Here is a 21,869-nt window from a genome sequence, read left to right as displayed (position 1 = left end):
TTCTGAACGGGCCTTCGAAGTACTTGCGTCGGTGATGTCACGCGCGCGCGTCGGCGTAACGGCGCGCAACTTCCGGCCAGTTGATCACGTTGTAGAACGCGGCGATGTATTCCGGTCGACGGTTCTCATACTTTAGGTAGTAGGCATGTTCCCATACGTCCAGACCGAGGATCGGCGTGTTGCCTGACAGCAATGTCGTCATCAACGGGTTGTCCTGGTTCGCTGAACTTTCGACTACGAGCTTGCCTTGTTTATTGACGGAGAGCCACGCCCAGCCGCTGCCGAAACGCGTCAGGGCTGCCTTCGTGAAGGCTTCCTTGAAGGCATCGAAACCACCCAGGTCTGCGGTGATCGCCTGATCCAGTTCGCCGCCAGGCATGCCGCCTCCTTCGGGCGACATGACCGTCCAGAACAAGCTGTGATTGGCGTGGCCGCCGCCGTTGTTGCGCACGGGCGCCTGCAACGCCTCGGGTAGTGACGCAACTTGCGCGACGAGCTTTTCGATTGGCAGATCCGCGTACTCCGTGTCCTTCAGCGCGGCGTTCAGATTGTTCACGTAGGTCTGGTGATGCTTCGTGTGATGGACTTCCATCGTGCGGGCATCGATATGTGGTTCGAGTGCATCGAACGCATAGGGCAACGCGGGAAGGGTATAGGGCATCGTGGGTTCCTTTTGGAGTCAGTGCATCAAGGCATCAATGCGGAAGAGGGTCGCCGGCGCTCAGCGCGCGTTCGCCCAGTTCGAGCGTTCGCGCGATGAGCGGATGAGGACCATGTGTAGCGATGTAGCTCAGCAACGCCACATGCGTCTCGCCGCTATGACGCAATGCGGCTTGCTGTAATGACGGGTCGCGGGTGGTATCGAGGAAAAGTTCAAGCAGCGCTTCGTGCGCGTCGCAAAGATGCGCGATGGCGCGATCGGTGCCACCGCGTTCGAGTTCGAGGTCGGCCAGATTGTGATGGGAGACCACGAGCGCGGCGACGCAGTCGCTTGCGCGTCCCTCGGGGAGCCGTTCGATCAGGCGACGCGCGATCTGGAGCGCCCGTTCGTAACCGTCTAACGCCGCAAGCGGTTGCGCGGCATGTGACGCGGCGACGGCGGCCCGCATCGCGTATTCCCACGCAGGGAGGCTGGCGTCACGGGATATTGTGACTTCGTAGGCGGTGGAGGCAACGTGTGGCTGGTGCATGAAAGGGGCTCCTGTTCTGCACCCTTTTCGTTGACCGGACGCCTGCGTACTCGGGATGGTTAATAATAATCATTCTCGATAACCCTGTCCAGCGAAGGCCTCTTCCAACGGTGCGTGGCGTCGCCTGGATCTCATTTACTTCGATGCCGACGCTTTATCCTTCGACTTCTGCTGCCGCGCCGTTTCTTCCTTTTTCAACGTTGCGGGGTCCGTGCCGTATTCCCCCGCAGTGCCCGCGCCGCCTTTGATGCTCGCAGACTGGCCGCCGCCAGAATCGCTGCTGCTGGAATGTGTGGCAGGCGGCGCGCCGCCGGTGCTCGTTCCTTGCGCGAATGCGCCGTCTGCGAAGCAGACGGCGAGCGTCAGCATGCAAGCCGTTTTGCGAAAGTGTCCCAAGATATGTCTCCAGTTTTTCGGTCCGTGTTCAATACAGGCTTCGCAAAGATCGAACCCGGATTGCCCATTGCTGCCTTTCGGCTGTAGTACAAAGGCTTACACTAACCGGAGATAAATCATGGCGGCTAAATGGATCAGACGGGTTGGGGCCGCAATGGTGGCGATTGCCTGCGTGGCATGTTCAAAGAGCGGCGATTCAGGTGTTGCGACGCCTGCTCCCGGCGGCGGCATGGCGGCGTCGGCGCCGGGAGCCAGTTCTTGATCATTGCGTCATGACCGGTTATCGATGCACGCAATGATCTGCGCACCAATATACCGGCGTTCCGGGGAGCTTGGTCGCGTCGCCGCTATCGCAGATTGACATGAAGATTTTTTTTACTATTAAACTTCCTGCAGCGACTGCCGATAACAAGTAATCGAAATCACTTAGCTCGTCTCAAACCAGCATTAAAGTTTCCAGAAGGACAATGAAGGACTGCACGTTCTTGATTGCTCCGGATCTTGCGCGTATGTAATCGCGTTGAAAGTGCTCACCCTTAGATTTGCGGTTCGGTGTTTGCATGGTTTGAGAAGATTACAACGACTCGATTAACGATATTGCATCTTGTGCGATATCAACTAGCCGGCCGGCCGCGCCACGCAAAGTCGGGCACTTGCCTTTCCCGTCATGGATTGAAGGCTCAGTCAGAGTTTTAGTTTATATAAGACAGAGAGCAGGGCCCGTTAAAGCGTCAAAGCGTGGCCGACTTGGTTTTGGACACGAAAAAACATCGGACATCGAATTACTTATTGGTATGAAGAATTGCGCGTCGAGATTCGTTTGTTGTTGAAGGTAGCGTTGCCTGCAAATGCTGAATATTCGCGGAAAAAGTTTGATTTGAAAACACCGGGCTCCGCTACATTTTTGCGGAGGATTTTCATCGTTCCGCAACATATTAATAATGATAAAAATCGACAGGGTACTGCTAGTTTCCATTGTCAGTGGTGTGATTTTTAGTGTCAGCGCATGTGGCGGTGGCGGCGGTTCCGATTCAACGGCCGGCGCGGGCCTCAGCAATTCTTCGGGGTCTGGCAGCAGTGCTGCAGGAGCGTCGGCCGCTTCGGCGTCTGCGTCGGCTGGCGGTGGTTCAGTGGTGCCGCCGAGCACATCGGCTGGTGCATCTTCTCCCGCGAGTAGCTCGACCATCGTCAGCAGTTCGCCGCCGCCAATAGTTCCGGCAGAGCCGCCTTCCAATGCCGGCACCACCTTGTCCGGCGCCGTGATCATGCCGCTGGAAGTCATGAGCGCGGGCAGCGGAAAGATCATCGCGGCCACCTTGTCCATTCCCGCCGGGGCGTCGGCGAAGATGCTGACCATGCGCGTAAACAATCTTTCGTACGATGCCAAGGGTTCAGTTCAAGTCAATAGCGGCAACTGGATCGACCTCACGAACGCAAACGTTACCGTACTCGGGAACGCAAAATCGTACGGCGGTATTGGCGGCGGTTACGACACGATCAGCCTGAACGTCCCCATAACGGGTGCGATCAACGGCAGTAACGTCATCAATTTCCGGTTCAATACCACCGATGGCGTGAGCTCGGGATATCGGGTGCTGTCGTTCAATTTGCTCGATGGGTCAGGCAATGCGCTGATAGCCGACAGCAACTTCGCACAGGACGATCCAACCCAGTGGACCGCACCGCTTCCAGGCATTGCAGATATCAGCGCGGGCGCGGCCCTGTGGAAAAACGCTGCCTTGACCGATTCACCCATCAATGCCAGGCAGCAGATCAAGGCGCATTGCATGGACTGCCACAGCGCGAGCGGAAGCGACCTGTTCAAGTTCAACTACTCGAATAACTCGATTGTCATTCGAAGCCAGTATCACGGCCTGAGCGCAAACCAGGGCTTGCAGATCGCCAGCTACATCAGAAGCCTCGCCAGCCAATATCCCACGCCGGGTCCGAAGTGCCGCCCGTGGAATCCGCCGTATCAGCCGGGTCCCGGTCTGGATAGCGCGCCGGTAAGCGACTGGACATGCGGCGCCGGTATTGATGCTGTATCGGAAAATGATCTGGATACGCTTGCCGCGATTTTCCCGAGCGGCGTCAATAAAGCAGCGATATCGACGAAGGGGCATATCAACATCCGCGAAATCCCAATCGGCTTCCAACTGCCCGACTGGAATCACTGGGTGCCCCGCATTCATCCGAAGGACGCGTGGGGTGACTACTTCACGAACAGCAATCTGAACAAGGAATACGCGGGCGAAGGCGCGGGCACGGCGACCTACAATATGCGAGCCCAGCTTGCCAATGGCGGCACTAGCTACGCGCAGGGCAAGACCGGCGATATCTTTGGCAACCTTTATTACTGGGGCGTGGAATTTGGCGAACGGTTTACGCCGCCCAACGAAGGCGTGAACGGCAGCTACACGATTGCGCAGCAGAAGAACCTGTACGGTACGGCGCAGTGGCAACTGATGAAGTCGTGGGAACTTGCCCAGGACTTTTCGCTGGAAACCAACTGTCCGGCGGCATGGGTCAACACACAGAACGCGCCCAAGGCCGAGACGCGCGGCTGGTGCGGATACTGGCGCTTCGTCTTCAACGTGTCGCCGCATATACAGGGTTTCCCAGCCGACAACAGCATGTTCGGCAGCCCCGTCGCGCATTACGTGAAGGCCAACCAGTGGTATTACCTGCAGATTCTGTTGAACCCGGGCTCGGGCGCGCATAACGTCCACATGCCGACCGACTGGCAATATGCATACGGACTGCTCAACAACCTGTATCAGGCCAGTGGCAGACCGGAGCCGATCCGCAACTTCCTCTACGTGCTGAAGGGCGCGCAGGAAATGGATAACGGTGTGGGCGTGGCCGATGTCCAACGCGGCTGGACCATTCGCGACAGCAGTCCGCTGGACGTCTGGAACGGCGGGCAGACCGGCGTCTGGAAAGGCACGAGTCCTGCGACGGAGCAGGCGGTCGTGAACGCGTTCCTGTCGAACTGGATGGACACCACGACCAGCTTCAACATCAATTCGTGGCAGCGTGAAGGTCAGGCCAATGCGGTATCCGGCGAGACCACCTGCTTCTGGAGCATGCGAAGCCTGTGCGCGATCGACTATGTTCACGGGACGGTGTCGGGCGGAACCGTCGAGAACTTCCCGACGTGGACGTGGAACCAGATTCCGCAGATGCAGGCTGACGGGATCGACAAGACCCAGGTGAATCGTTTGTCGACGTGGTTGAACACTGCTTACCCGAGCGGCAACTATCTGAGCCTGATCAAGTAAGCGGCAAGTAGTAATCAAGTGCATGAGAGGACGTGAGGCTTCCGACATCTCGGGCCTCGCGTTTTCCATGGATAGCGGAAATGCATCCAGCACAGCATCCGCCCCTCGATTGCTCAATCTTCAATGCACCAAGTGCGTGCCGCTCTTTCATGAAGCCGATGCCGCGATCCAGAGCGACATTGCTTCCATCCGCGGCATGGATGTCATCATCAACGAACTCGCGGGCGCTTCGGCACAACGGCGCGATGGCATCGAACAAATCAACGTGGCGATCGCGCAACTCGATCGTGTGACACAACAGAACGCGGCGCTGGTGGAGGAAGCGGCTGCTGCGAGCGCATCGCTGAAGGAGCAAGCGCTGAAAATGGAAGGCGTGGCCGCTGCATTCTATGTGGCGTAGCAGCCCGCATTCGTCAGTGACCGCCGACCCGTGCGTTCGATGAGCGGTGTCCCGCCGGGAAGCCATGTGAGCGCGCCGCCCAGGCGGTCCACAGGCCGATCATGATCAGGGCGAGCATTGCCCACGGAAACGCCCTGACCCCCCACGCTGTGAGAAGCACGCCACCCAGCATGCCGCCTCCCGCAATGGCGCTGTTCCAGACCACCACGTTCATTGAAAGCGCAACGTCCGCGCCGTCGCCCGCCGAGTCCGCAAGCGCGGTTTGAAGCAGCGTGGCGGCGCCTCCGAATGTCAAACCCCACGCCACCATGCCGGCGCACACCACGCCCGCCGACGTGCCCGCCAGGCCGAAGGCAACAGTGGTCAGCGCGAACGCGCCGAGGCTTGCAAGGACGGCGGCGCGAAGTTTTCCATCGACCAGACGTCCCGTGATCCAGATTCCCGCGAGCGCCGCCGCGCCGAACAGCAGCAAGACGATGTCGACCTGTTTGCCCAGACCCGCGACCGCCACGAAGGGCGCGACATAGGTGTACAGGATGTTGTGCGCCAACATCCACGCCAGCACAACACCCAATACAGGGCGCACGCCCGGCGTGGTGAGTACCTCGCGCAACGGTTTTTGTCGCGTGCCGGATTGACCTTGAAAGTCGGGCACGCTGGAGCATACCCACGCGACCAGGATCAATGTCAGAAACGACATGACGCCGAACGCCGCGCGCCATCCGACCAGCGTTCCGAGCCAGGTACCGAGCGGCACACCGAGCGACAGTGCGATGGGTGTACCGACCATTGCCACTGCGAGCGCGCGTCCTTGCTGTGCGGCCGGTACCATGCGCCGCGCGTAACCGGCCAGCAGGCTCCATGCGAGTCCGGCGGAGGCACCCGCAAAAAAGCGCGCGACCAAGGTCAGCGCGTAATTCGACGACAGCGCGGTGATCGAGTTGAAGATGAAAAAACCTGCGATCGTCATCAACAGGACGGTACGGCGACGCCATGCGCGCGTGGCAATGGTCAGCGGTATCGCTGCGAGCAGCGAACCTACCGCATAGGCCGTCACCATCTGTCCCGCGAGCGATTGCGATATGCCCATGCCCTCGCCGATCTGGGGCAGCAGGCCGGCCGGCAACGTCTCCGTATTGATGCAGATGAAGCCGGTCATTGCCAGCGCGAGCAGGCCGCTCAACGGAAAAGGCTTCGACAGGCCCGCGTCGTATTCGGCCGCTCGTGTTGCTGTGTCATTGCTCATGGGACCCTGGTTCATAAGTTATGTATCGATCGATATATAAGTTATCCGTCTTCGACTGCCCTTGTCAACGACTAATGTATCGATTAGTATAAAAATCATTGAAGGAGGGATGAATGGCTAGAACCGGGCGGCCGCGTACGTTTGACAAGGACACTGCGATTCAGCAGGCAATGACGCTTTTCTGGACGCATGGCTACGAGGCCACTTCGCTGTCGAGCCTCAAGTCGGCCATGGGCGACATTTCCGCACCCAGCTTTTATGCGGCGTTCGGGTCAAAAGAACTGTTGTTCCGTGAGGTATTGGCGCGTTACCTGGCGTCATTCGGGCAGGTTTCCGCAAGTCTGCGGGATGCTTCTTTGGCGCCCAGGAAAGCTATCGAGCTGACGTTGCGGCGCTCGGCGAAAATGCAGACGGACGCGTCTCATCCATCGGGTTGCCTGCTTGTACTGGCTACAGCAACGTGCACGGAAGAGAGTCAGGACTTGCATGACGCGCTGGCGGATGAACGCAGGCTCAATTCGAGCGCCATGCTTGGTTGCGTGCAACGCGCCATTCGCAACAAGGAACTTCCCAAGGCCACGGACGCAGTTGCACTAGCGGCCATGCTCGATTCTTTCTATCTGGGCATGACCATCAAGGCGCGCGATGGCGCGACCTTCGACGAACTCGACCGGGCCATCGATCAGATGATGGGCCTGTGGGATGCGCTGGCTGGAGTATCAACAAAGAAAAAAGCGGCGAAAGCAGGGCGTGACCGGCAAGCCGCCGTTTTCTCCTGATCACAATGTCAATGCATTGCCTGCACGCTGTTCCCAAAGGATCGCAAGGAGGAATGCGATCGCACACACGAGCAGCACGACAATCAACGCCGCGGGCGCAATGGCGTGCATCAGCGCGCCGGTGATGATCGGACCACCGAAGCTCGCAACACTCCACGACGCGCCCACAAGCGAGCTCGCCGACACGAGCGCCGCACCACGAAAGCGTTCGCCGCAAGCCACGAGCGACAGGGTATAGATGCTCCCGGCGGCGGCCCCAATGACATACAAAAGCGGCCAGCACAGCCACGGATTCGATACCGCCCAAGGCAGCAACGGCAACAGCCCGATCACGACCAGCGCAGCGCCCATATGCACGCGCACGCGTCCGACACGATCCGCCAGCCAGCCGATGGGGAACTGCATCAGCGTATCTCCCAGCAGCACCGCGGATCCGAACAGCAGTGCCAGATTTTCGGGAACACCCTTCGACATCGCGAACAGGGGCATGAGAGAAAGGGCAAGGGTATCGAAGAGCGCGAAGAACGCCGTGCCGATCAGGATGGCGGGCATCAGCGGCATGACATGGCGCCATGTACCGTGGCTGTTTCCGGTCACATCAGATCCGCCGCCCGATCCATGCGCAGGCGGTCCTGCACGCACCAGCGCGAGGGCTGGCAGCGCGAACATAAATACCGCGCCGCATACGATGAATCGCGTTGCATGCCACTCCCCAATGATGCTCACCATCACAGGGCTGGCCATCTGGAACGCCGTGAAATTGGTGGCATAGACAGCGACAAGACGGCCGCGATTGGTATCGTCGGCGAGTTCGTTTACCCATGCTTCGCCGATGGTAAAGAGCAACATCAGCGCCGCGCCGCTCACCACGCGAAACACCGCCCATAGCCACAGGTGCGTGGTGAACTGCATGAGGATGGTGGCTGCTGAAACACTCAACGCCGCGCCCATGATGATCTGGCGTGCACTGAACCGTCCCGTGATGCGGCCGACCAAGGGTATGACGAGCAAGCCACCGCCCGCTTGCATGGCCGTCATCAATCCGACGATGTCCGTGCCATAGCCGGCGTTGGTCAGCGCAAGCGCCGTAAGAGGCAAGGTGGCGCCGAGGCCAAGCCCGACCACGGCGACGCTCAATATGAGGCCGAGAAAATTGCGCGAGAGGATTATTTTCATTGACCGTCGTGCAGCGGTTCCAAAGTTGATGGTCAGTGTGTATCGCGCATTTTACCAAACAGGCATGTACGCACTTTCGCTTCGACCCGTCATTGCAAGCAGCCGTTTTGCGAAGGCGCAAGGACAGAGGCTGGATTTTTGCACGATCGAGCTTGTGCGGCGGCTTGAGCCGCGCGTGCCGAACTTATATAAGATTGTCCGCGAATGCCTGGCGCTTGCGGCCGGAACCTCCCCATCAATCAGGAGAATCGCAATTGGAAAAAACTGACCTCGCCGACATCTATCGGGCCTACATTGCGTGCCTGAACAAGCAGGACTGGCCGCAACTCGGACTGTTCGTTCATGAGGACGCGTCTCATAACGGCAAGCGTTTCGGGCTCGCCGGGTATCGCGGGATGCTGGAAAGAGACTTCGATGAAATCCCCGACCTGCACTTCAACATCCAGTTATTGGTCGCTGACCCGCCATTCATAGCGAGCCGCCTTGCTTTCGCGTGTACGCCAAAGGGAACGTTCCTTGGTCTTCCCGTAAACGGCAGGACGGTTTCGTTTGCCGAGAATGTCTTCTATCAGTTCCGGGAAGGGAAGATCGCAGAGGTGTGGTCAGTGATCGACAAGGCCGCTATCGAAGCCCAGCTACATGGCGCAGGTTCCTAAGCGGCGAGATAACCCCCGTCCACTGGCACGATCGCCGCAGTCATGAACGACGCCGCCGGCGAGCATAAAAACGCCACGACCTGCGCGACTTCTTCGGGGCCGCCCCAGCGTTTCATGGGCGTGCGCTCGAGGATGGCCTGCGAGCGTCCGCTGTCTTCCTGCAAGGCCTGCGTCAAAGGGGTGGCAATCCAGCCTGGAGCGACAGCGTTCACGCGAATGCCGTCCGCAGCATAGGCAATGGCGAGCGACTTCGTCAGTTGCGAAATCGCACCCTTGCTCGCGCTATAGGCCGGAACCAGTCCGCCACCGAAGAAGCTCAACATAGAAGCCGTATTCACGATGCATCCCGACGACGCCTTGAGCAACTCTCGCGCGCCGGAGCAGACGCGCATGGTGCCGTGCAGGTTGATATCGACGACATCCTCGAACACATCGACTTCATGCTCGGCGCCGCGCCGAATCACGCCCGCGCAGTTAACTACGATATCGAGCTGATCGAACTCCTTCAGCACGGCATTGACGTCGGCGGTCGACCGCACGTCCAGCGTGACCTTGCGCACCGCTGCATCCAATACGTCGGGTGTTTCCGGTCCAGGCGGCAAGCCGGCCGCCACCACACGCGCGCCCAACTGCGAAAGACGATTCGCGATGGCCGCGCCAATGCCGGTCAGGCCGCCGGTGACGAGCGCCACCTGGCCTTCGAGCAGGTTGTCCTTGAAAGTCATGTTCGATCCTGGGAATGAAAATTTACGTCGGCTGTGTCTCGACTGCGGCGGGCAACGTTTCAGGCGCCACCTCTTTCACCACGAACAGATACACGAGCGCGGCGGCGAAGGCGACTGCTGCGCTGATCAGGAGCGCGTTGACAAATGAATGCGTCTGGTCGACCACGATGCCGGTGATGATCGGCGCGAATGATCCGCCAAGGTATCCGCCGAAGTTCTGCATGCTGCCAAGCGACGCCACCAGGTGACGCGGCGCCGCGACGCTGACCAGCGCCCATGCGGTACCACTCGACATATTCACGAAGAACATGGCGAACGAGATATAGACGATGGCAAGCGTGGTGCTCGGCGTATAAGCAGCGGGGACCGTGAAAGCAGCGGCGCCCACCAGCCCGATGCAAAGCGGCCACTTGCGGCTGCGAATAGGCGCCATGCCGCGCTTGAGCAGATGGTCGGCAATATAGCCGCTCGACACCATGCCGATGGTCCCGAAAACATAAGGTATGGATACCAGCCAGCCGGTATGCGCAATGCTCAGGTGACGTTCGTTTTCGAGGTACCCCGGCAGCCAGGTGAGATACAGCCACACCATGTAGATCACGCCCATGAAACCGAAGACCATGCCCCACGTATTGCGCAGCTTGAACAGGTTCCCCCATTCGGCCAGGCTCACGCCCTTTGCCCGCGGTTCGACCTTGTGGTCCGATTCCAGATAAGCGATCTCCGATTCGTCCAGGGCGACTTCATCGCGATTTCGATACTGCACATACCAGCCGATCGAAACCAGTATGCCGAGAGCGCCCATGATGATGAACATCGTTCGCCATCCGAACGAAAGCATCAACACCGTCAGGAGCGGTGGGGCGATCATCGGCGCAATGGTCGATGACGCAACAAAGGTGCCGGTTGGGCGTCCTCGCTCATGTACGGCGAACCACTCGTTGACGACCTTCGCCCCAGCCGGGAACAAGGGCGCTTCCGAGACCCCGAGGACGATCCGCGCCAGAAGAAAATGATTGAGCGTCTGGATGAAGCCGCCCGCGAGTTGCGCGACCGACCATACCAGCATGCCGAGCCCGAGCATTGCCCGCGAACCGAATCGATCCAGTAGTGCGCCTACAGGAAGCTGTGCGAACGCATAGGCAAGCGAAAATGCGGACAACAGCAAGCCCATTTGCGAAGCCGAGAGATGCAACTCCTGGCTCACTGAATGGTTTGCGATGGAAAGCGTTGAACGGTCCAGATAATTGACGATACCCGCAATGGTCAGGAACGTGACCGCAACGACCTGCGTGCGCTTGAGGCGCGGGGATTTTTGTAGCATGTGCTTGTCTCCTGCGTGGAATTGTCGTGAGCAATGACTGCTTTCTTATTGGTGCGTATTGGTGCGTGATGCCTGTTCGCCCTATGGTCAGTAGGTCGCGCGGCCTCCGGAGAGATCAAAGGTTGCGCCTGTATTGAAGGTGCAGGAATCCGAGCATAACCATAGTGCGAGGGCGGCCACTTCTTGTGTTGTACCAAGCCGGCCCATCGGACTTTTATCGATCATGGTCTGCACGTGAGACGCGGCCATCTGCCTGAGCAAAGGTGTGTCAACTGCTGCGGGCGCGATGCCGTTCACCAGGATCCCGGTCAGCGCCAGTTCCTTGCCCAGCGACTTGGTCATTGCGATGACTCCCGCTTTTGCCGCGCTATAAGCCGATGCGTTCGCCGTGCCTTCCTTGCCTGCAAGCGACGCCACGTTGACGATACGCCCACTCTGCGCTTTACGCATGCCCGGCAGCACGATGCGGCTCACGTGATAAGTGCCGAGAAGGTTGACTTCGATCACGCGTTGCCATTCGTCGGGGTCGCATTCATCGAGCGGCTGTGTGGAACCGGCGAAGCCCGCATTGTTCACCAGGTAATCGATGCGGCCAAACCGGTCGATGGTCGCGGCCAACGCCGCTTCAATGGACGCGGGGTCCGTGATGTCGACATGAAAATGCGCGGGTGCGTTTGGTGTATCGACGTTGCCCGCGATCCGATCCCAGTTCACCGCCGACGCACCGTTGTCGATGAATGCATCGCAGATCGCGCGGCCGATGCCTCCGGCCGCGCCCGTCACGACCGCTACCCGGCCGGTGAAGTCGTAGCGTGCGCAGGAAGAATGCGGGTTCATCGAATGAACTGGTCCACGTAATCCTCGCCCAGTCCCACCGATGCATAGTGTTTGCGGCACATCTCGATCTTGGTGAACACGTCCTCGTAGCCGGTGTAGTTACCGTACGGATCACAGTAGAACATCACGCCGTTGACCTGGAAATACGTGATCATCTCTTCGACGTCTTCAGGCACATACAAGGTATGGGTCTCGCCGGGCGGCTCATAGACGTAGCTGCCTTCGGTCGCAGTCCATTCGTGTTCGAGGTACTTCCACCGTCCCTTCAAAACGAATCCATGAACGCCTTGCGGATGACGATGCCGGCTCAGAACGCCTGACTTGCGCACGCGCAGCAGGTTCATCCAGTAACCTTGCGATGCGTTGAGGCACAGCGGACGGAACGATACATTTTCGGCTTGCGGCACCCATACGCGTTCATCGGTCGGAATCGCGAACGGCACCACGACTTCCTTCTGTGCTTCCTTGGGGAAAGGAAGCTGGTAAGGCATGGTGGCGGGGTAGGTATTGACGGTATCTGGCATGGGGCAACCTTTTATTTGTCCACAATATGGACGTGCGTCCACAATGTGATTAATTATTAAAGTTTTGCAATGTCGAGTCAATCCTCGGGTATTTACCGAGGCAACAGCGATACCTAAATCGGGTCAAGATGTTCGCGTGTTTTGAACGCGATTAGATAGCCTGATCCTGCTCGTCGAGCATGCGGCCAAAGCCCGTCGGCACGATAACAAGCGGGTGCGCTGCAGGGTCGTGGCCATCGGCCAGCGCGAAGGCCTCTGAAATGATGGCCTCGACGTCCTGGCGCATCATGGTGACATCGAAAGGAAGGTGGGCCGCGAAAGGGTCCCAGTCGAAGCATCCGAACACGGACGACTGCCAGGCTTCCCGAGGTAACGCCGATGCAAACTGAACCAGTCCTTCGAACGCCGTAATCGAGTTCATCAGCAAACCCGCGGGAAGGCGGCCGAGCTGCTCGACACGTCGGGCGAGTGCGCGGCGGGTGTCGGATGCGTTATAGCCGCAACATTCCACGGCATCGATTGCAGGCGCCAGATTGCGTGCCGCGAATGCCTCGCGAAAACCATCGATACGCTTGTCCGTCGCGTACTCGTTCTCGATACCCCCAAGAAACACTAGCTCCTCGGCCAGGTCTCCGCGGGCCTGCATCTTGTCGATGAGCACGTCGGTGAGCGCGCGGGCGCCGCCGTGGTTATCGGAGACAACGGACGGCGCGTCCGCGCCCGGCAAGTCCACGTTCACGCACGGAACGCCTGCCGCCGCGCACAGCGCGTTGAGCGGGGAAGGATCGCGCACGCCCGTGATGAACAGCACTTCGACGCGCTGCGAAAGCAGTGTTTCGGTGACGCTGGTTTCCACCGCCGGATCGCGCTGCGTGCTCACGACGATCGGGCACAAGCCGCGCCTTCTTGCCTGATCTTCGAACGTTTCGGCGAGTCCCGCGAAGAAGCGGTTCCGGTAATGAGGGAGGATCATGCCGGCCAGACCTGAGCGCGACAGCCGCAGCCCGCGTGCGGCCATGTTCACGTTGTAGCCGAGTTGCTGGGCGCTTTCGAGAATGCGGTTCGCCGTCTCTTCCTTGATCCGATAGCGCGCCCACGTCCCGTTGAGGACCATGCTCACCGCCGCCACCGATGTGCCGGTCGCCCTGGAGATGTCGTAGATCGTGGATTTGCGTGTGGTGCCGGTGCGGGCCATCTCAGGTTCCATTTTCAGTTCATTCCGTTCGCAGCAAGAGGCTGACGCGGTTTGCGCGGCCGCCCTATCAGGGTATCCGATAGTTGATCTATTTGCTGAATGGATTCAGCATCTTTTTAGACGGTTTGCTAAATGGATTTAGCAAAATCATGACAGAGCGCGAATCGCGCTTATCGACTTTCGATCCGCCAATGCGCGGTCAATATGCAAGGAGTCATGAAATGAACAAATTAGGCGTTCACGCATTGGTCTGGGCGGGCGATCTCACGCCGGAATCCACTCGCAAGGTCATCAGCCAGACCAAGGCGGCGGGGTTCGACCTTGTCGAACTATCGCTTCATGGTCCCAAGGTCATGGACCTGTCGCTTACGCGTGACCTGCTCCAGGAGCATGGCCTGGAGATCGGCTGCTCCCGCGGCCTCACTTTCGACGCCGATGTCTCAAGCGACGATCCCGCAGCGGTCTCGCGCGGTCTCGCGTTGCTGGAAGAGGGCGTGAGCATCACCGCCGAACTCGGCGGCAACTATTTCGGCGGCATCCTGTATGGCGCGATGGCGAAGTACTCCGCGCCGATCACGCCGCAAGGCCGGCGTCACGCGGTCGATTCGCTCAAGCGTATTGCGGATTTCGCGTTGAAGAAAGGCGTGACGCTCGGCCTGGAGGTCGTGAACCGCTATGAAAGCAACCTGCTGAACACGGCGTCGCAAGCGCTCGACATGCTCGACGAAGTCGATGCCCCCAACGTGGTCGTGCACCTCGATACCTATCACATGAACATCGAGGAATCGGACTTCATGCAGCCGGTGCTGGCATGCGGCAAGCGCCTGGGCTATGTTCATATCGGCGAAAGCAATCGTGGTTACCTGGGCTCGGGTACTATCGACTTCGCGCAGTTTTTCCACGCGCTCGCCATGATCGATTACAAGGGCGTCGTGACCTTCGAGAGCTTTTCATCAACGGTCGTGAACGAGCAGTTATCGAACGCGCTGGCGATCTGGCGCAACCTGTGGGAGGACAGCATGGACCTCGCAACGCACGCGCGGGCGTTCATGGCCGGCGGCATCAACGCGGCCGCCAAGGCGAAGGCGCACCATTAACGAAAGCGTGTATCGCACTACTTTTATTGCACTACTCTTGGATGGAGTCGATGATCGAAGACCGTTATATGGACCGCTTGCAGCAGCTTGTTGCAAGCGGTCAGCGCAGCATTCTCGGGCTGGCGGGTGCACCCGGCGCGGGTAAATCGACGCTTGCGCAGGCCATTCTCGATGCATTCCCGGGCCGCGCCGTAGTCGTGCCAATGGACGGCTTTCACCTTGCGAATGTGGAGCTCGAACGTCTTGGACGCGCTTCACGAAAGGGTGCGGAAGATACCTTCGACAGCGCCGGTTTCGTTGCGTTGCTAAGCCGGATTCGCGCGCAGCGTGAAGGGGAGATCATCTACGCCCCGACGTTTCGCCGCGAGATCGAGGAGCCGATTGCGAGCGCAATTCCGGTGATGGCCGACATTCCGCTCGTGATCACGGAAGGCAATTACCTGCTGCTGCAGCGCGGACATTGGAACGCGGTTAGATCGTTGCTCGACGAAGCCTGGTACGTCGATGTCGACCGGAAACTGCGTGTGCAGCGGCTCGTTGCACGCCACATACGATTCGGCCGCGATGAAGACGCTGCAAAGACATGGGTGCAGCAAACTGACGAGGTCAACGCGGCGCTCATCGAGTTGACGCGTGCGCGCGCTGACCTGGTTTTTGAATGGCCTGCGTAACTTCGCTTGCTGTCAGCGAGCCTTAAGCTTTTCCACGAGCTTCAATCCGTCGGCCCAATCGCCCAGACCGCTCTGGGCGTTGAGATGTCCGCGTGCGCCGGCATCGATCCATTCGCTGCCCCACGCAGCCGCGCACGACCGCGCATGATTCTCTCTGCCATAAGGATCGTCGCCGCTCGAAACGACAATGGAAGGAAACGGATCTTCTCCTGAACTGGGCTGCCGGTGTAGCAGGCGTGTCATCGTACAGGTGCTTTGAACATCTACTCGGGAAGGTGATGCGTCCCCTCGAATGTTACTGAACAAACCACCCGCGTACGCATCTCTCTCAAGAGAAATCAAATCGACTTGACCTCTCCGCCGTCCATCCTCAGCGTCGATCCTGTCATCCAGTGCGCCGCCGGCGACACAATGAATGCCATCAGCTCCGCTATCTCCTCGGGCGTGCCAAACCGCGCGATCTGCGCTTCCGCAGGAAATCTCGCCGTTGCTTCTTCAACCGTCATGTCGTGAAGCGGCGCCCAGTGCTCGAGGTAGGATTGGCGGCGGCCGGTCATGACCGGGCCAGGCAGCACGCTGTTGACCTGTACGCCGTCGGCAATGCCACGGTCCGAAAACGCCTTTGCCAGCGCCACGATCGCCGCGTTGATCGTGCCGACCGCCGCATACGGGGCCTTGGGGAAGAGCGCGGAGTTGCCCGACATCAGCACCACGGACCCCGATGTCTTCTTGAGCGCTGGCCATGCTGCGATCGTCAATCGCCGGGCGCCGTGCAGCTTCAGTGCAAGGCCGCGTTCCCATTGGTCATCGGTCATATCGAAAAGATCGATTTGCGGTACGGCGCCCGCAATATTGAGCAGCGCGTCGATCTGCCCGAACGCTGACAGCGTCTTGTCGACGACGTCCTGCGCCACTTCCGGGTGAGATAAATCGGCATCGATGACCAGCGCTCGTGCGCCAGCTTTCTTCACGTCGTCTGCTGTCTGGTCGAGCTTCTCGCGATTGCGCGCGACAAGCACGATCGACGAAAAATCACGCGCCAACCGGATGGCGGTCGAGCGGCCGATGCCCTGACTCGCTCCCGTGACGATAGCTACCTTCGTGGACATTTCGCGTCTCCTCAGGATTTATGAATCAGAAATTCGGTGATGGCCGAAGCGATTTCCGAGGCATGCGTTTCAAGCGCGAAATGCCCGGTATCGAAGAAACGTACGACCGCATCGGGAATGTCGCGCTTGAACGCCTCGGCGCCCGGTGGCAGGAAGAACGGATCGTTCTTTCCCCACACCGCGAGAAAGGGTGGACGATGGGTCCGGAAATATTCCTGGAACGACGGGTACAACGCGACATTGCTTTTATAGTCGCCGAACAGGTCGAGCTGAATTTCATCCGCGCCGGGACGGCTCAAATAGAAGTCGTCGAGCGAATAGCCGTCGGGCGACACGAGCGTGGTGTCCGGGACACCGTGCGTGTATTGCCAGAAGGTCGTGTCGTGCGTGAGCATTGCACGCAGCGCTTCGCGATTCGCACTCGACGCATCCTCCCAATAGGCGCGAATGGGATTCCAGCCATCGCTCAAACCTTCTTCGTACGCGTTGCCGTTCTGCGAGATGATCGCGGTAATTCGTTCAGGATGACTGAGCGCCAGACGAAATCCCGTTGGCGCGCCGTAGTCGAAAACATAGATTGCAAAGCGATCGAAACCGACAACTTCGGTCAACCGTCCAATGACCTTGGCGATGTTCTCGAACGTGTACGTAAACGCTTCGCGGCCTGGCATGTCCGATTGCCCGAAGCCAGGCAGATCCGGCGCGATGATATGGAAGCGGTCGGCGAGCCTCGGAATCAGGTCGCGAAACATGTGGCCCGAGCTTGGAAAGCCGTGCAGGAGCAATAACTTTGGCGCGCCGGGTTGACCCGCTTCACGATAAAACACCTTGAAGCCGTCAACGTCAGCAGAGCGATAGGTAGTGGCGGACATGAGTTCTTCCTTCCGAAGTTATTGAGCGGCAACTGCGCGAGCCGCTTCGATGATCACACTGGTCACGGCATCCGGCGACGTAATCATCGGCGTGTGATCGACGGGATATGAATGCACGAGCGCGTTCATGCGCTGTGCCATGAATTGCTGGTTGTCGCGAATGATCATCCGGTCTTCATTGGCAATCAGGAACCAGCTTGGCCGGTCCTTCCAGAGAGGACGCCCCACTGCCACCCCGATACACGAAACGGAAACAGGGCGCTGAACCGCTTCCAGCACGGTCAGCTCTTGCGAACTCGCATGCTGCGCGAACGCGTCCGCAAAGGCTTTCTTTGGCAACCAGATCAGGCCATGCTTGTCCGGCGATAGTGTGGGCGCAAGCGGATGCGGTTTGCCGCGATTGAATACGTCGCCGACGGTTTCGCCCTCATCGGGCGCCAACGCGGCCACGTAGACCAAGGCCCTGACTTTCTCGGCGCGCGCCGATCCGATCACCGCACCGGCATAGGCATGTCCTGCGAGAACCACGGGACCATCCACGCGTTCCAGTGTTCTTTCAAGCGCTGCCACGTCGTCTGGCAACGAACTGAGCGGCAGGGGCGCGGCGATCGCATTGATACCTTGCGCCTCCAGCCTTTCGATGACCTTGCTCCAACTCGATCCGTCTGCCCACGCGCCGTGTACGAGCACCGCACTTACATTTCCAGCCGGCATGTCTTGATCCTCCAAAGATAAACGTGACGTAGATACGCGCCTACGGCTCTGATTAACGAGGTGCTTATATGTAACCGTCTCATTGCCTATTGAAAGGTTACACGGACGATGTAACTTGTCAAGTGGCGTTTTAGTGGTTACGATTCCATTATCGTTATTTCGGATCGCCGTAAAAGATGGATTACCGCCAAATACCCGCGATGTTCGTGGCCGACGCGCCCGGCCTTGATTTCCTGAACTCGGTCGCAACGCCCGTAGATGAACAAGTTGACTGGATACCCAATGGCGAGGGCCTGTTGTCGTGGCTGACGCAGGCGGGGCTTGCGCCATCCGCTGCAATCGAAGCGATCAGAAGCCGTTCCACCGCGGCCGAACTTGACGACTTGGCGGCGAAAGCACGCGAACTGCGGGAATGGTTCAGGGGATTTACGCGGAAGAGGAAGGGACGGCCGTTGGCGCCAAAGGACCTTCGTGAACTTGGACCCTTGAATCAGCTACTCGAGCGTGACCAGCAGCATCGGCAAATCGTCAAACATTCACTGGATGGCGTCGCGCGTCTCGAACTTCAGGCGGTTCGACGTTGGGATTCACCAGAATCACTGCTTATGCCAATAGCCGAAGCGCTCGCGAAGCTCGTCTGCGAGGAGGACTTCACGTACGTAAAAGCGTGCGAGGGTCCGACGTGCACGCTGATGTTCGCAGATCACACCCGCGGTCACGCTCGCCGATGGTGCAGCATGGCTGCCTGCGGCAACCGCGCGAAGGTTGCCGCACACCGCAAGCGTCTCAAGGATCAGGAGAGCGGCGGACTTTAGAGTCTTGAGCTTGTATCGGCGTGTTGCGACCATGTATTGAGGAGCGTGAGATGAACCATATCAAGGCGATCGCATTCGATCTTTATGGAACCCTGTTCGATGTTCATTCGGTCATCGACCAGTGCGAAAAACGCTTTCCGGGACGGGGACGCGAAGTCAGTACGGTGTGGAGGCAAAAACAACTCGAATACACGTGGTTGCGCAGCCTGATGAACCGCTACGTGACCTTCGAACAGGCAACGGAAGATGCACTGCGCTATACGTGCAAACATCTACGGCTCGATCTCGATGAACCGGCTTGCAGCACGCTATGTGATGCCTATCTGCGATTGCAATCGTTTCCGGAAGTGCCTGCGGCGCTGCGCGAATTACGGGCGCGCGGGCTGAAACTGGCGGTGCTGTCAAATGGTTCGCCGCATTCCATCGGCGCGGTGGTGGGTAACGGCGGTCTTCGCGATGAATTCGATCATCTGATCAGCGTCGATCCGGTTCGGATATTTAAACCGCATGATCAAGCGTACGCATTGGCCGAGCGGGTTTTTGGACTTGCGCGCGGATCGATTCTGTTTGTGTCGTCGAACGCGTGGGATGCAACCGGTGCGCGATATTTCGGTTTCTTGACGTGCTGGATCAATCGCGGCGGCGGGACCTTTGATGAGATGGGGCAGGCGCCGGACTGGGAGTTGCGCGGGCTCGATGAAGTGGCGCGGCTGTTCGATGGCGCTGAACGGAATGCGCCTTTGGCCTGAGAAAAAACGGGGCGGCTTCGGCTAGATGCAGAAGCATAAGCCGCCCGTTTCCATCACGGCCGAAGACTGTGATAGTACGCGGCAAGATTCGCGATATCGGTATCGGATAGCGGCTTGGCCATCATTGTCATCATCTCGTTCTGGCGCGCGCCGGATTTGAAATCGTTCAGCGCCTTGACCAGATACTCCTCGGTTTGTCCGGCGAGATTGGGTGCGTCCGGAATCTTCGCGAGGCCGTCAATGCCGTGACATGCCTGGCATTGCAGGGCTTTGGCGCGTCCAGCCTGCACGTCGGCGGCGAGCGCCGCATGTGCGGACCACACGGCGGCCGCGACTAGCGCCGCCGTCATCATCGTCGATGATTTCTTCATTTTCCGCCCGTGTAAGAGATGCGATAGATTGCGCCGGCGAAGTCATCGGAGACGAGCAGCGAGCCGTCCTGCAACTGCTGCACGTCAACCGGACGGCCCATATACTCGCCCGTTGGCGTGAGCCAGCCTTCAGCAAATACCTCTGCCTCGCCAGCCGTGCCGTCATCCTTGACCGGCGTGAACATGATGCGCGCGCCGATCGGCGTCGTGCGATTCCACGAGCCGTGCTGGGCATCGAATATCCCACCCTGATACTTCGCCGGGAACATCTTGCCGGTGTAGAACGACATGCCGAGGTCGGCCGCGTGCGCCACCATTTCGACTTGCGGGAACACCACGCCGGCAGGTGGCGTTGCGTCCTTGTATTCGACTGTGCGGACCTTGCCGCCGCCATACCAAGGGAAGCCGAAGTTCTCGCCCGCTTTCGTCGCGCGATTGAGTTCGCCGGGCGGAATGTCGTCGCCCATGCCATCGACCTGGTTGTCGGTGAACCACAGCGTCTTGTCCTTCGGATTGAAGTCGAGACCCACGGAATTGCGTATGCCATGTGCATAGATCTCGCGGTTCTTGCCATCCTGATCCATGCGGATAATGCCCGCGAGACCGTTCTTGTCGAGCTCGGCGAGCTTGTCCTTTGGCGGCACGTTCCATGGCTGCCCCAGCGCGATATACAACTTCTTGTCCGGTCCGATGCGGCACACGCGCGCGCCATGATTGAAGCTTTCGAACTGCGTCGGAATCAGCTTGCCTTGAGGCACGACGACGGCCGCCGCAACATCGCTGCCGCCTTCTCCGAAGAATTGCGCTGCAGGAAACGCAAGCACACGATTCTGCTCGATGACGTAAAGAACACCGTCAGGCGAAAAACATACGCCGTTGGGAACCTTGAACGTCACTGAACTTGCAAAGGCGACGACATCGTCCGCAACCCGGCGCTTGGTGCGGTCGGTCACTTGCCATACGCGCGCCTTGCGCGTGCCGACGAAGACAACGCCCGTCGATGGTTCGATCGCCATGTGGCGCGCGTCCGGCACGACCGCATACAACTCGATCTTGAAGCCCGGCGGCAGTTTGATCGACTTGAGATTTTCACGCAGCGCGTCGGCGCGCTGGCCGGCCTGCGGCACGGTTTCGGCGGGCGTGGTGTTACCCGTTTGCTGGAAGTTAGAAAGCGTATTGACGTTGTCCTGCGCCGCCTGGGCGCATGGCAGGGCGGCGAGCATCGCGCCAACGGCAACAGGCATAAGCTTGAGCGCTGCGTTCATCTGTTTGTCTCCTGGGATGTTGCTTCGTTTTTACTGACTGCAACTACGGACAAAAAGTGATGTGCGATACGAAACATGCCGTGCCCGCGTGCGATGCTCGCGCTAAACGATGTCATAGAGACGCAAGCATGATCGGTGTGCTTTGTGCGAGGGAGCGTCCGCGAGCTTTGGCGGTGGCCGGGGAGAAGCGCTGCATGAACGGGAGGTCTTGTTCATTGCTTCCTCGCAGTGCATCAATTCCTGACAGCGTTCCCTGAGGCATCACTAAAGGTGTGAATGGCAGCCGCGTAGCTTCAAAGGAAAAGCATGAGTGTCTGGTATAGACCGTCCGTGAATGCAGGTCAAGATCCGGTATTCCGGCAAGCAATTCACGGGTCAAGCGCTTTTCTCTTTTATCGTAATGTTAATGTAATTCATTGGGCAATTATTCTAAATGCTCTTTGTGCGCGCCGCTTTTCGGGCTTGGATGTCGACGAA

At 59.0% G+C, this 21,869-nt stretch carries 25 protein-coding genes; 8 read left to right on the top strand and 17 right to left on the bottom strand.

Going from position 1 to position 21,869, the window contains the following annotated elements:
- Positions 1–37 precede the first annotated feature (37 nt).
- From AX768_RS21270 to AX768_RS32890, 4 genes are all read right to left on the bottom strand, one after another.
- On the bottom strand, positions 38–661 hold the full coding sequence (locus AX768_RS21270) for a superoxide dismutase (RefSeq protein WP_062001990.1): 624 nt from the start codon (positions 659–661) through the stop codon (positions 38–40).
- A 34-nt stretch (positions 662–695) separates the two neighbouring features.
- Positions 696–1,190, bottom strand: a complete 495-nt coding sequence (locus AX768_RS21265; RefSeq protein WP_155524297.1) for a DUF2753 family protein — start codon at positions 1,188–1,190, stop codon at positions 696–698.
- A gap of 135 nt (positions 1,191–1,325) precedes the next feature.
- Complete coding sequence (locus tag AX768_RS21260; protein WP_144022098.1) at positions 1,326–1,586, bottom strand: hypothetical protein; 261 nt, start codon at positions 1,584–1,586, stop codon at positions 1,326–1,328.
- A 697-nt stretch (positions 1,587–2,283) separates the two neighbouring features.
- Positions 2,284–2,892: a hypothetical protein gene (locus AX768_RS32890; protein ID WP_155524296.1), complete on the bottom strand. Its 609-nt coding sequence runs from the start codon at positions 2,890–2,892 to the stop codon at positions 2,284–2,286.
- On the opposite strand from AX768_RS32890, the gene AX768_RS21255 reads away from it, so the two are divergent.
- A complete protein-coding gene (locus AX768_RS21255; protein ID WP_155524295.1) occupies positions 2,852–4,867 on the top strand; it encodes a hypothetical protein in 2,016 nt (671 codons plus the stop codon). The genes AX768_RS32890 and AX768_RS21255 overlap by 41 nt on opposite strands.
- 136 nt (positions 4,868–5,003) lie before the next feature.
- A complete protein-coding gene (locus AX768_RS21250) occupies positions 5,004–5,267 on the top strand; it encodes a hypothetical protein (RefSeq protein ID WP_062001986.1) in 264 nt (87 codons plus the stop codon).
- Positions 5,268–5,280: 13 nt separating this feature from the next.
- Here the strand turns inward: AX768_RS21250 and AX768_RS21245 are convergent, their stop codons facing one another.
- Positions 5,281–6,513: an MFS transporter gene (locus tag AX768_RS21245; RefSeq protein WP_062002392.1), complete on the bottom strand. Its 1,233-nt coding sequence runs from the start codon at positions 6,511–6,513 to the stop codon at positions 5,281–5,283.
- 113 nt (positions 6,514–6,626) lie between these two features.
- Here AX768_RS21245 and AX768_RS21240 point away from each other — a divergent pair, with 113 nt between their 5' ends.
- Positions 6,627–7,292 (top strand): TetR/AcrR family transcriptional regulator, encoded by a 666-nt coding sequence (locus AX768_RS21240; protein WP_062001985.1) that lies wholly within the window; start codon positions 6,627–6,629, stop codon positions 7,290–7,292.
- On the opposite strand, the gene AX768_RS21235 is transcribed toward AX768_RS21240, so the two are convergent.
- Entirely contained in the window at positions 7,293–8,468 is a 1,176-nt protein-coding gene (locus AX768_RS21235; protein ID WP_062001984.1) for an MFS transporter, read from the bottom strand. It lies immediately after the preceding gene.
- 254 nt (positions 8,469–8,722) lie between these two features.
- On the opposite strand from AX768_RS21235, the gene AX768_RS21225 reads away from it, so the two are divergent.
- On the top strand, positions 8,723–9,124 hold the full coding sequence (locus AX768_RS21225; protein ID WP_062001982.1) for an ester cyclase: 402 nt from the start codon (positions 8,723–8,725) through the stop codon (positions 9,122–9,124).
- Here AX768_RS21225 and AX768_RS21220 read toward each other — a convergent pair.
- From AX768_RS21220 to AX768_RS21200, 5 genes are all read right to left on the bottom strand, one after another.
- Positions 9,121–9,849 (bottom strand): SDR family NAD(P)-dependent oxidoreductase, encoded by a 729-nt coding sequence (locus tag AX768_RS21220; protein WP_062001981.1) that lies wholly within the window; start codon positions 9,847–9,849, stop codon positions 9,121–9,123. The genes AX768_RS21225 and AX768_RS21220 overlap by 4 nt on opposite strands.
- 22 nt (positions 9,850–9,871) lie before the next feature.
- Positions 9,872–11,173 carry an MFS transporter gene (locus AX768_RS21215; protein ID WP_062001980.1) on the bottom strand — a complete coding sequence of 434 codons (1,302 nt, stop codon included), beginning with the start codon at positions 11,171–11,173 and terminating at the stop codon, positions 9,872–9,874.
- Positions 11,174–11,260: 87 nt separating this feature from the next.
- Positions 11,261–12,010, bottom strand: a complete 750-nt coding sequence (locus AX768_RS21210; RefSeq protein WP_062001979.1) for an SDR family NAD(P)-dependent oxidoreductase — start codon at positions 12,008–12,010, stop codon at positions 11,261–11,263.
- Positions 12,007–12,534, bottom strand: coding sequence for a 2,4'-dihydroxyacetophenone dioxygenase family protein (locus AX768_RS21205; RefSeq protein ID WP_062001978.1), 528 nt, complete (start codon positions 12,532–12,534; stop codon positions 12,007–12,009). The genes AX768_RS21210 and AX768_RS21205 overlap by 4 nt, the downstream gene beginning before the upstream one ends.
- Before the next feature lie 151 nt (positions 12,535–12,685).
- A complete protein-coding gene (locus tag AX768_RS21200) occupies positions 12,686–13,729 on the bottom strand; it encodes a LacI family DNA-binding transcriptional regulator (RefSeq protein ID WP_062001977.1) in 1,044 nt (347 codons plus the stop codon).
- Positions 13,730–13,950: 221 nt separating this feature from the next.
- On the opposite strand from AX768_RS21200, the gene AX768_RS21195 reads away from it, so the two are divergent.
- A complete protein-coding gene (locus AX768_RS21195) occupies positions 13,951–14,826 on the top strand; it encodes a sugar phosphate isomerase/epimerase family protein (protein ID WP_062002391.1) in 876 nt (291 codons plus the stop codon).
- Between the two features lie 50 nt (positions 14,827–14,876).
- On the top strand, positions 14,877–15,497 hold the full coding sequence (locus AX768_RS21190) for a nucleoside/nucleotide kinase family protein (RefSeq protein WP_062002390.1): 621 nt from the start codon (positions 14,877–14,879) through the stop codon (positions 15,495–15,497).
- Between the two features lie 12 nt (positions 15,498–15,509).
- Here AX768_RS21190 and AX768_RS21185 read toward each other — a convergent pair whose 3' ends face one another.
- The 4 genes from AX768_RS21185 to AX768_RS21170 form a co-directional block, all read right to left on the bottom strand.
- Complete coding sequence (locus AX768_RS21185; RefSeq protein ID WP_062001976.1) at positions 15,510–15,740, bottom strand: RBBP9/YdeN family alpha/beta hydrolase; 231 nt, start codon at positions 15,738–15,740, stop codon at positions 15,510–15,512.
- Between the two features lie 95 nt (positions 15,741–15,835).
- Positions 15,836–16,606, bottom strand: a complete 771-nt coding sequence (locus AX768_RS21180; RefSeq protein WP_062001975.1) for an SDR family oxidoreductase — start codon at positions 16,604–16,606, stop codon at positions 15,836–15,838.
- Positions 16,607–16,617: 11 nt separating this feature from the next.
- Positions 16,618–17,478, bottom strand: a complete 861-nt coding sequence (locus tag AX768_RS21175; protein ID WP_062001974.1) for an alpha/beta fold hydrolase — start codon at positions 17,476–17,478, stop codon at positions 16,618–16,620.
- A gap of 18 nt (positions 17,479–17,496) precedes the next feature.
- Complete coding sequence (locus AX768_RS21170; protein WP_062001973.1) at positions 17,497–18,192, bottom strand: alpha/beta fold hydrolase; 696 nt, start codon at positions 18,190–18,192, stop codon at positions 17,497–17,499.
- 176 nt (positions 18,193–18,368) lie between these two features.
- Here AX768_RS21170 and AX768_RS21165 point away from each other — a divergent pair, with 176 nt between their 5' ends.
- Together AX768_RS21165 and AX768_RS21160 are read left to right on the top strand one after the other, a co-directional pair.
- The gene (locus AX768_RS21165) at positions 18,369–19,007 is read left to right on the top strand and encodes a CGNR zinc finger domain-containing protein (RefSeq protein WP_062001972.1); all 639 of its coding nucleotides are present in this window, start codon (positions 18,369–18,371) and stop codon (positions 19,005–19,007) included.
- A 50-nt stretch (positions 19,008–19,057) separates the two neighbouring features.
- Entirely contained in the window at positions 19,058–19,756 is a 699-nt protein-coding gene (locus tag AX768_RS21160; RefSeq protein ID WP_062001971.1) for a haloacid dehalogenase type II, read from the top strand.
- Positions 19,757–19,809: 53 nt separating this feature from the next.
- On the opposite strand, the gene AX768_RS21155 is transcribed toward AX768_RS21160, so the two are convergent.
- The gene (locus tag AX768_RS21155; protein ID WP_062001970.1) at positions 19,810–20,127 is read right to left on the bottom strand and encodes a c-type cytochrome; all 318 of its coding nucleotides are present in this window, start codon (positions 20,125–20,127) and stop codon (positions 19,810–19,812) included.
- A complete protein-coding gene (locus AX768_RS21150) occupies positions 20,124–21,392 on the bottom strand; it encodes a PQQ-dependent sugar dehydrogenase (protein WP_062001969.1) in 1,269 nt (422 codons plus the stop codon). Before AX768_RS21150 ends, AX768_RS21155 begins: the two co-directional genes overlap by 4 nt.
- Positions 21,393–21,869 lie beyond the last annotated feature (477 nt).

This window comes from Burkholderia sp. PAMC 28687 (assembly GCF_001577465.1).
Taxonomy (GTDB): Bacteria; Pseudomonadota; Gammaproteobacteria; order Burkholderiales; family Burkholderiaceae; genus Caballeronia.
The sequence above is the reverse complement of the archived record's forward strand: the minus strand, read 5'-3'. Positions and strand labels throughout refer to the sequence as shown.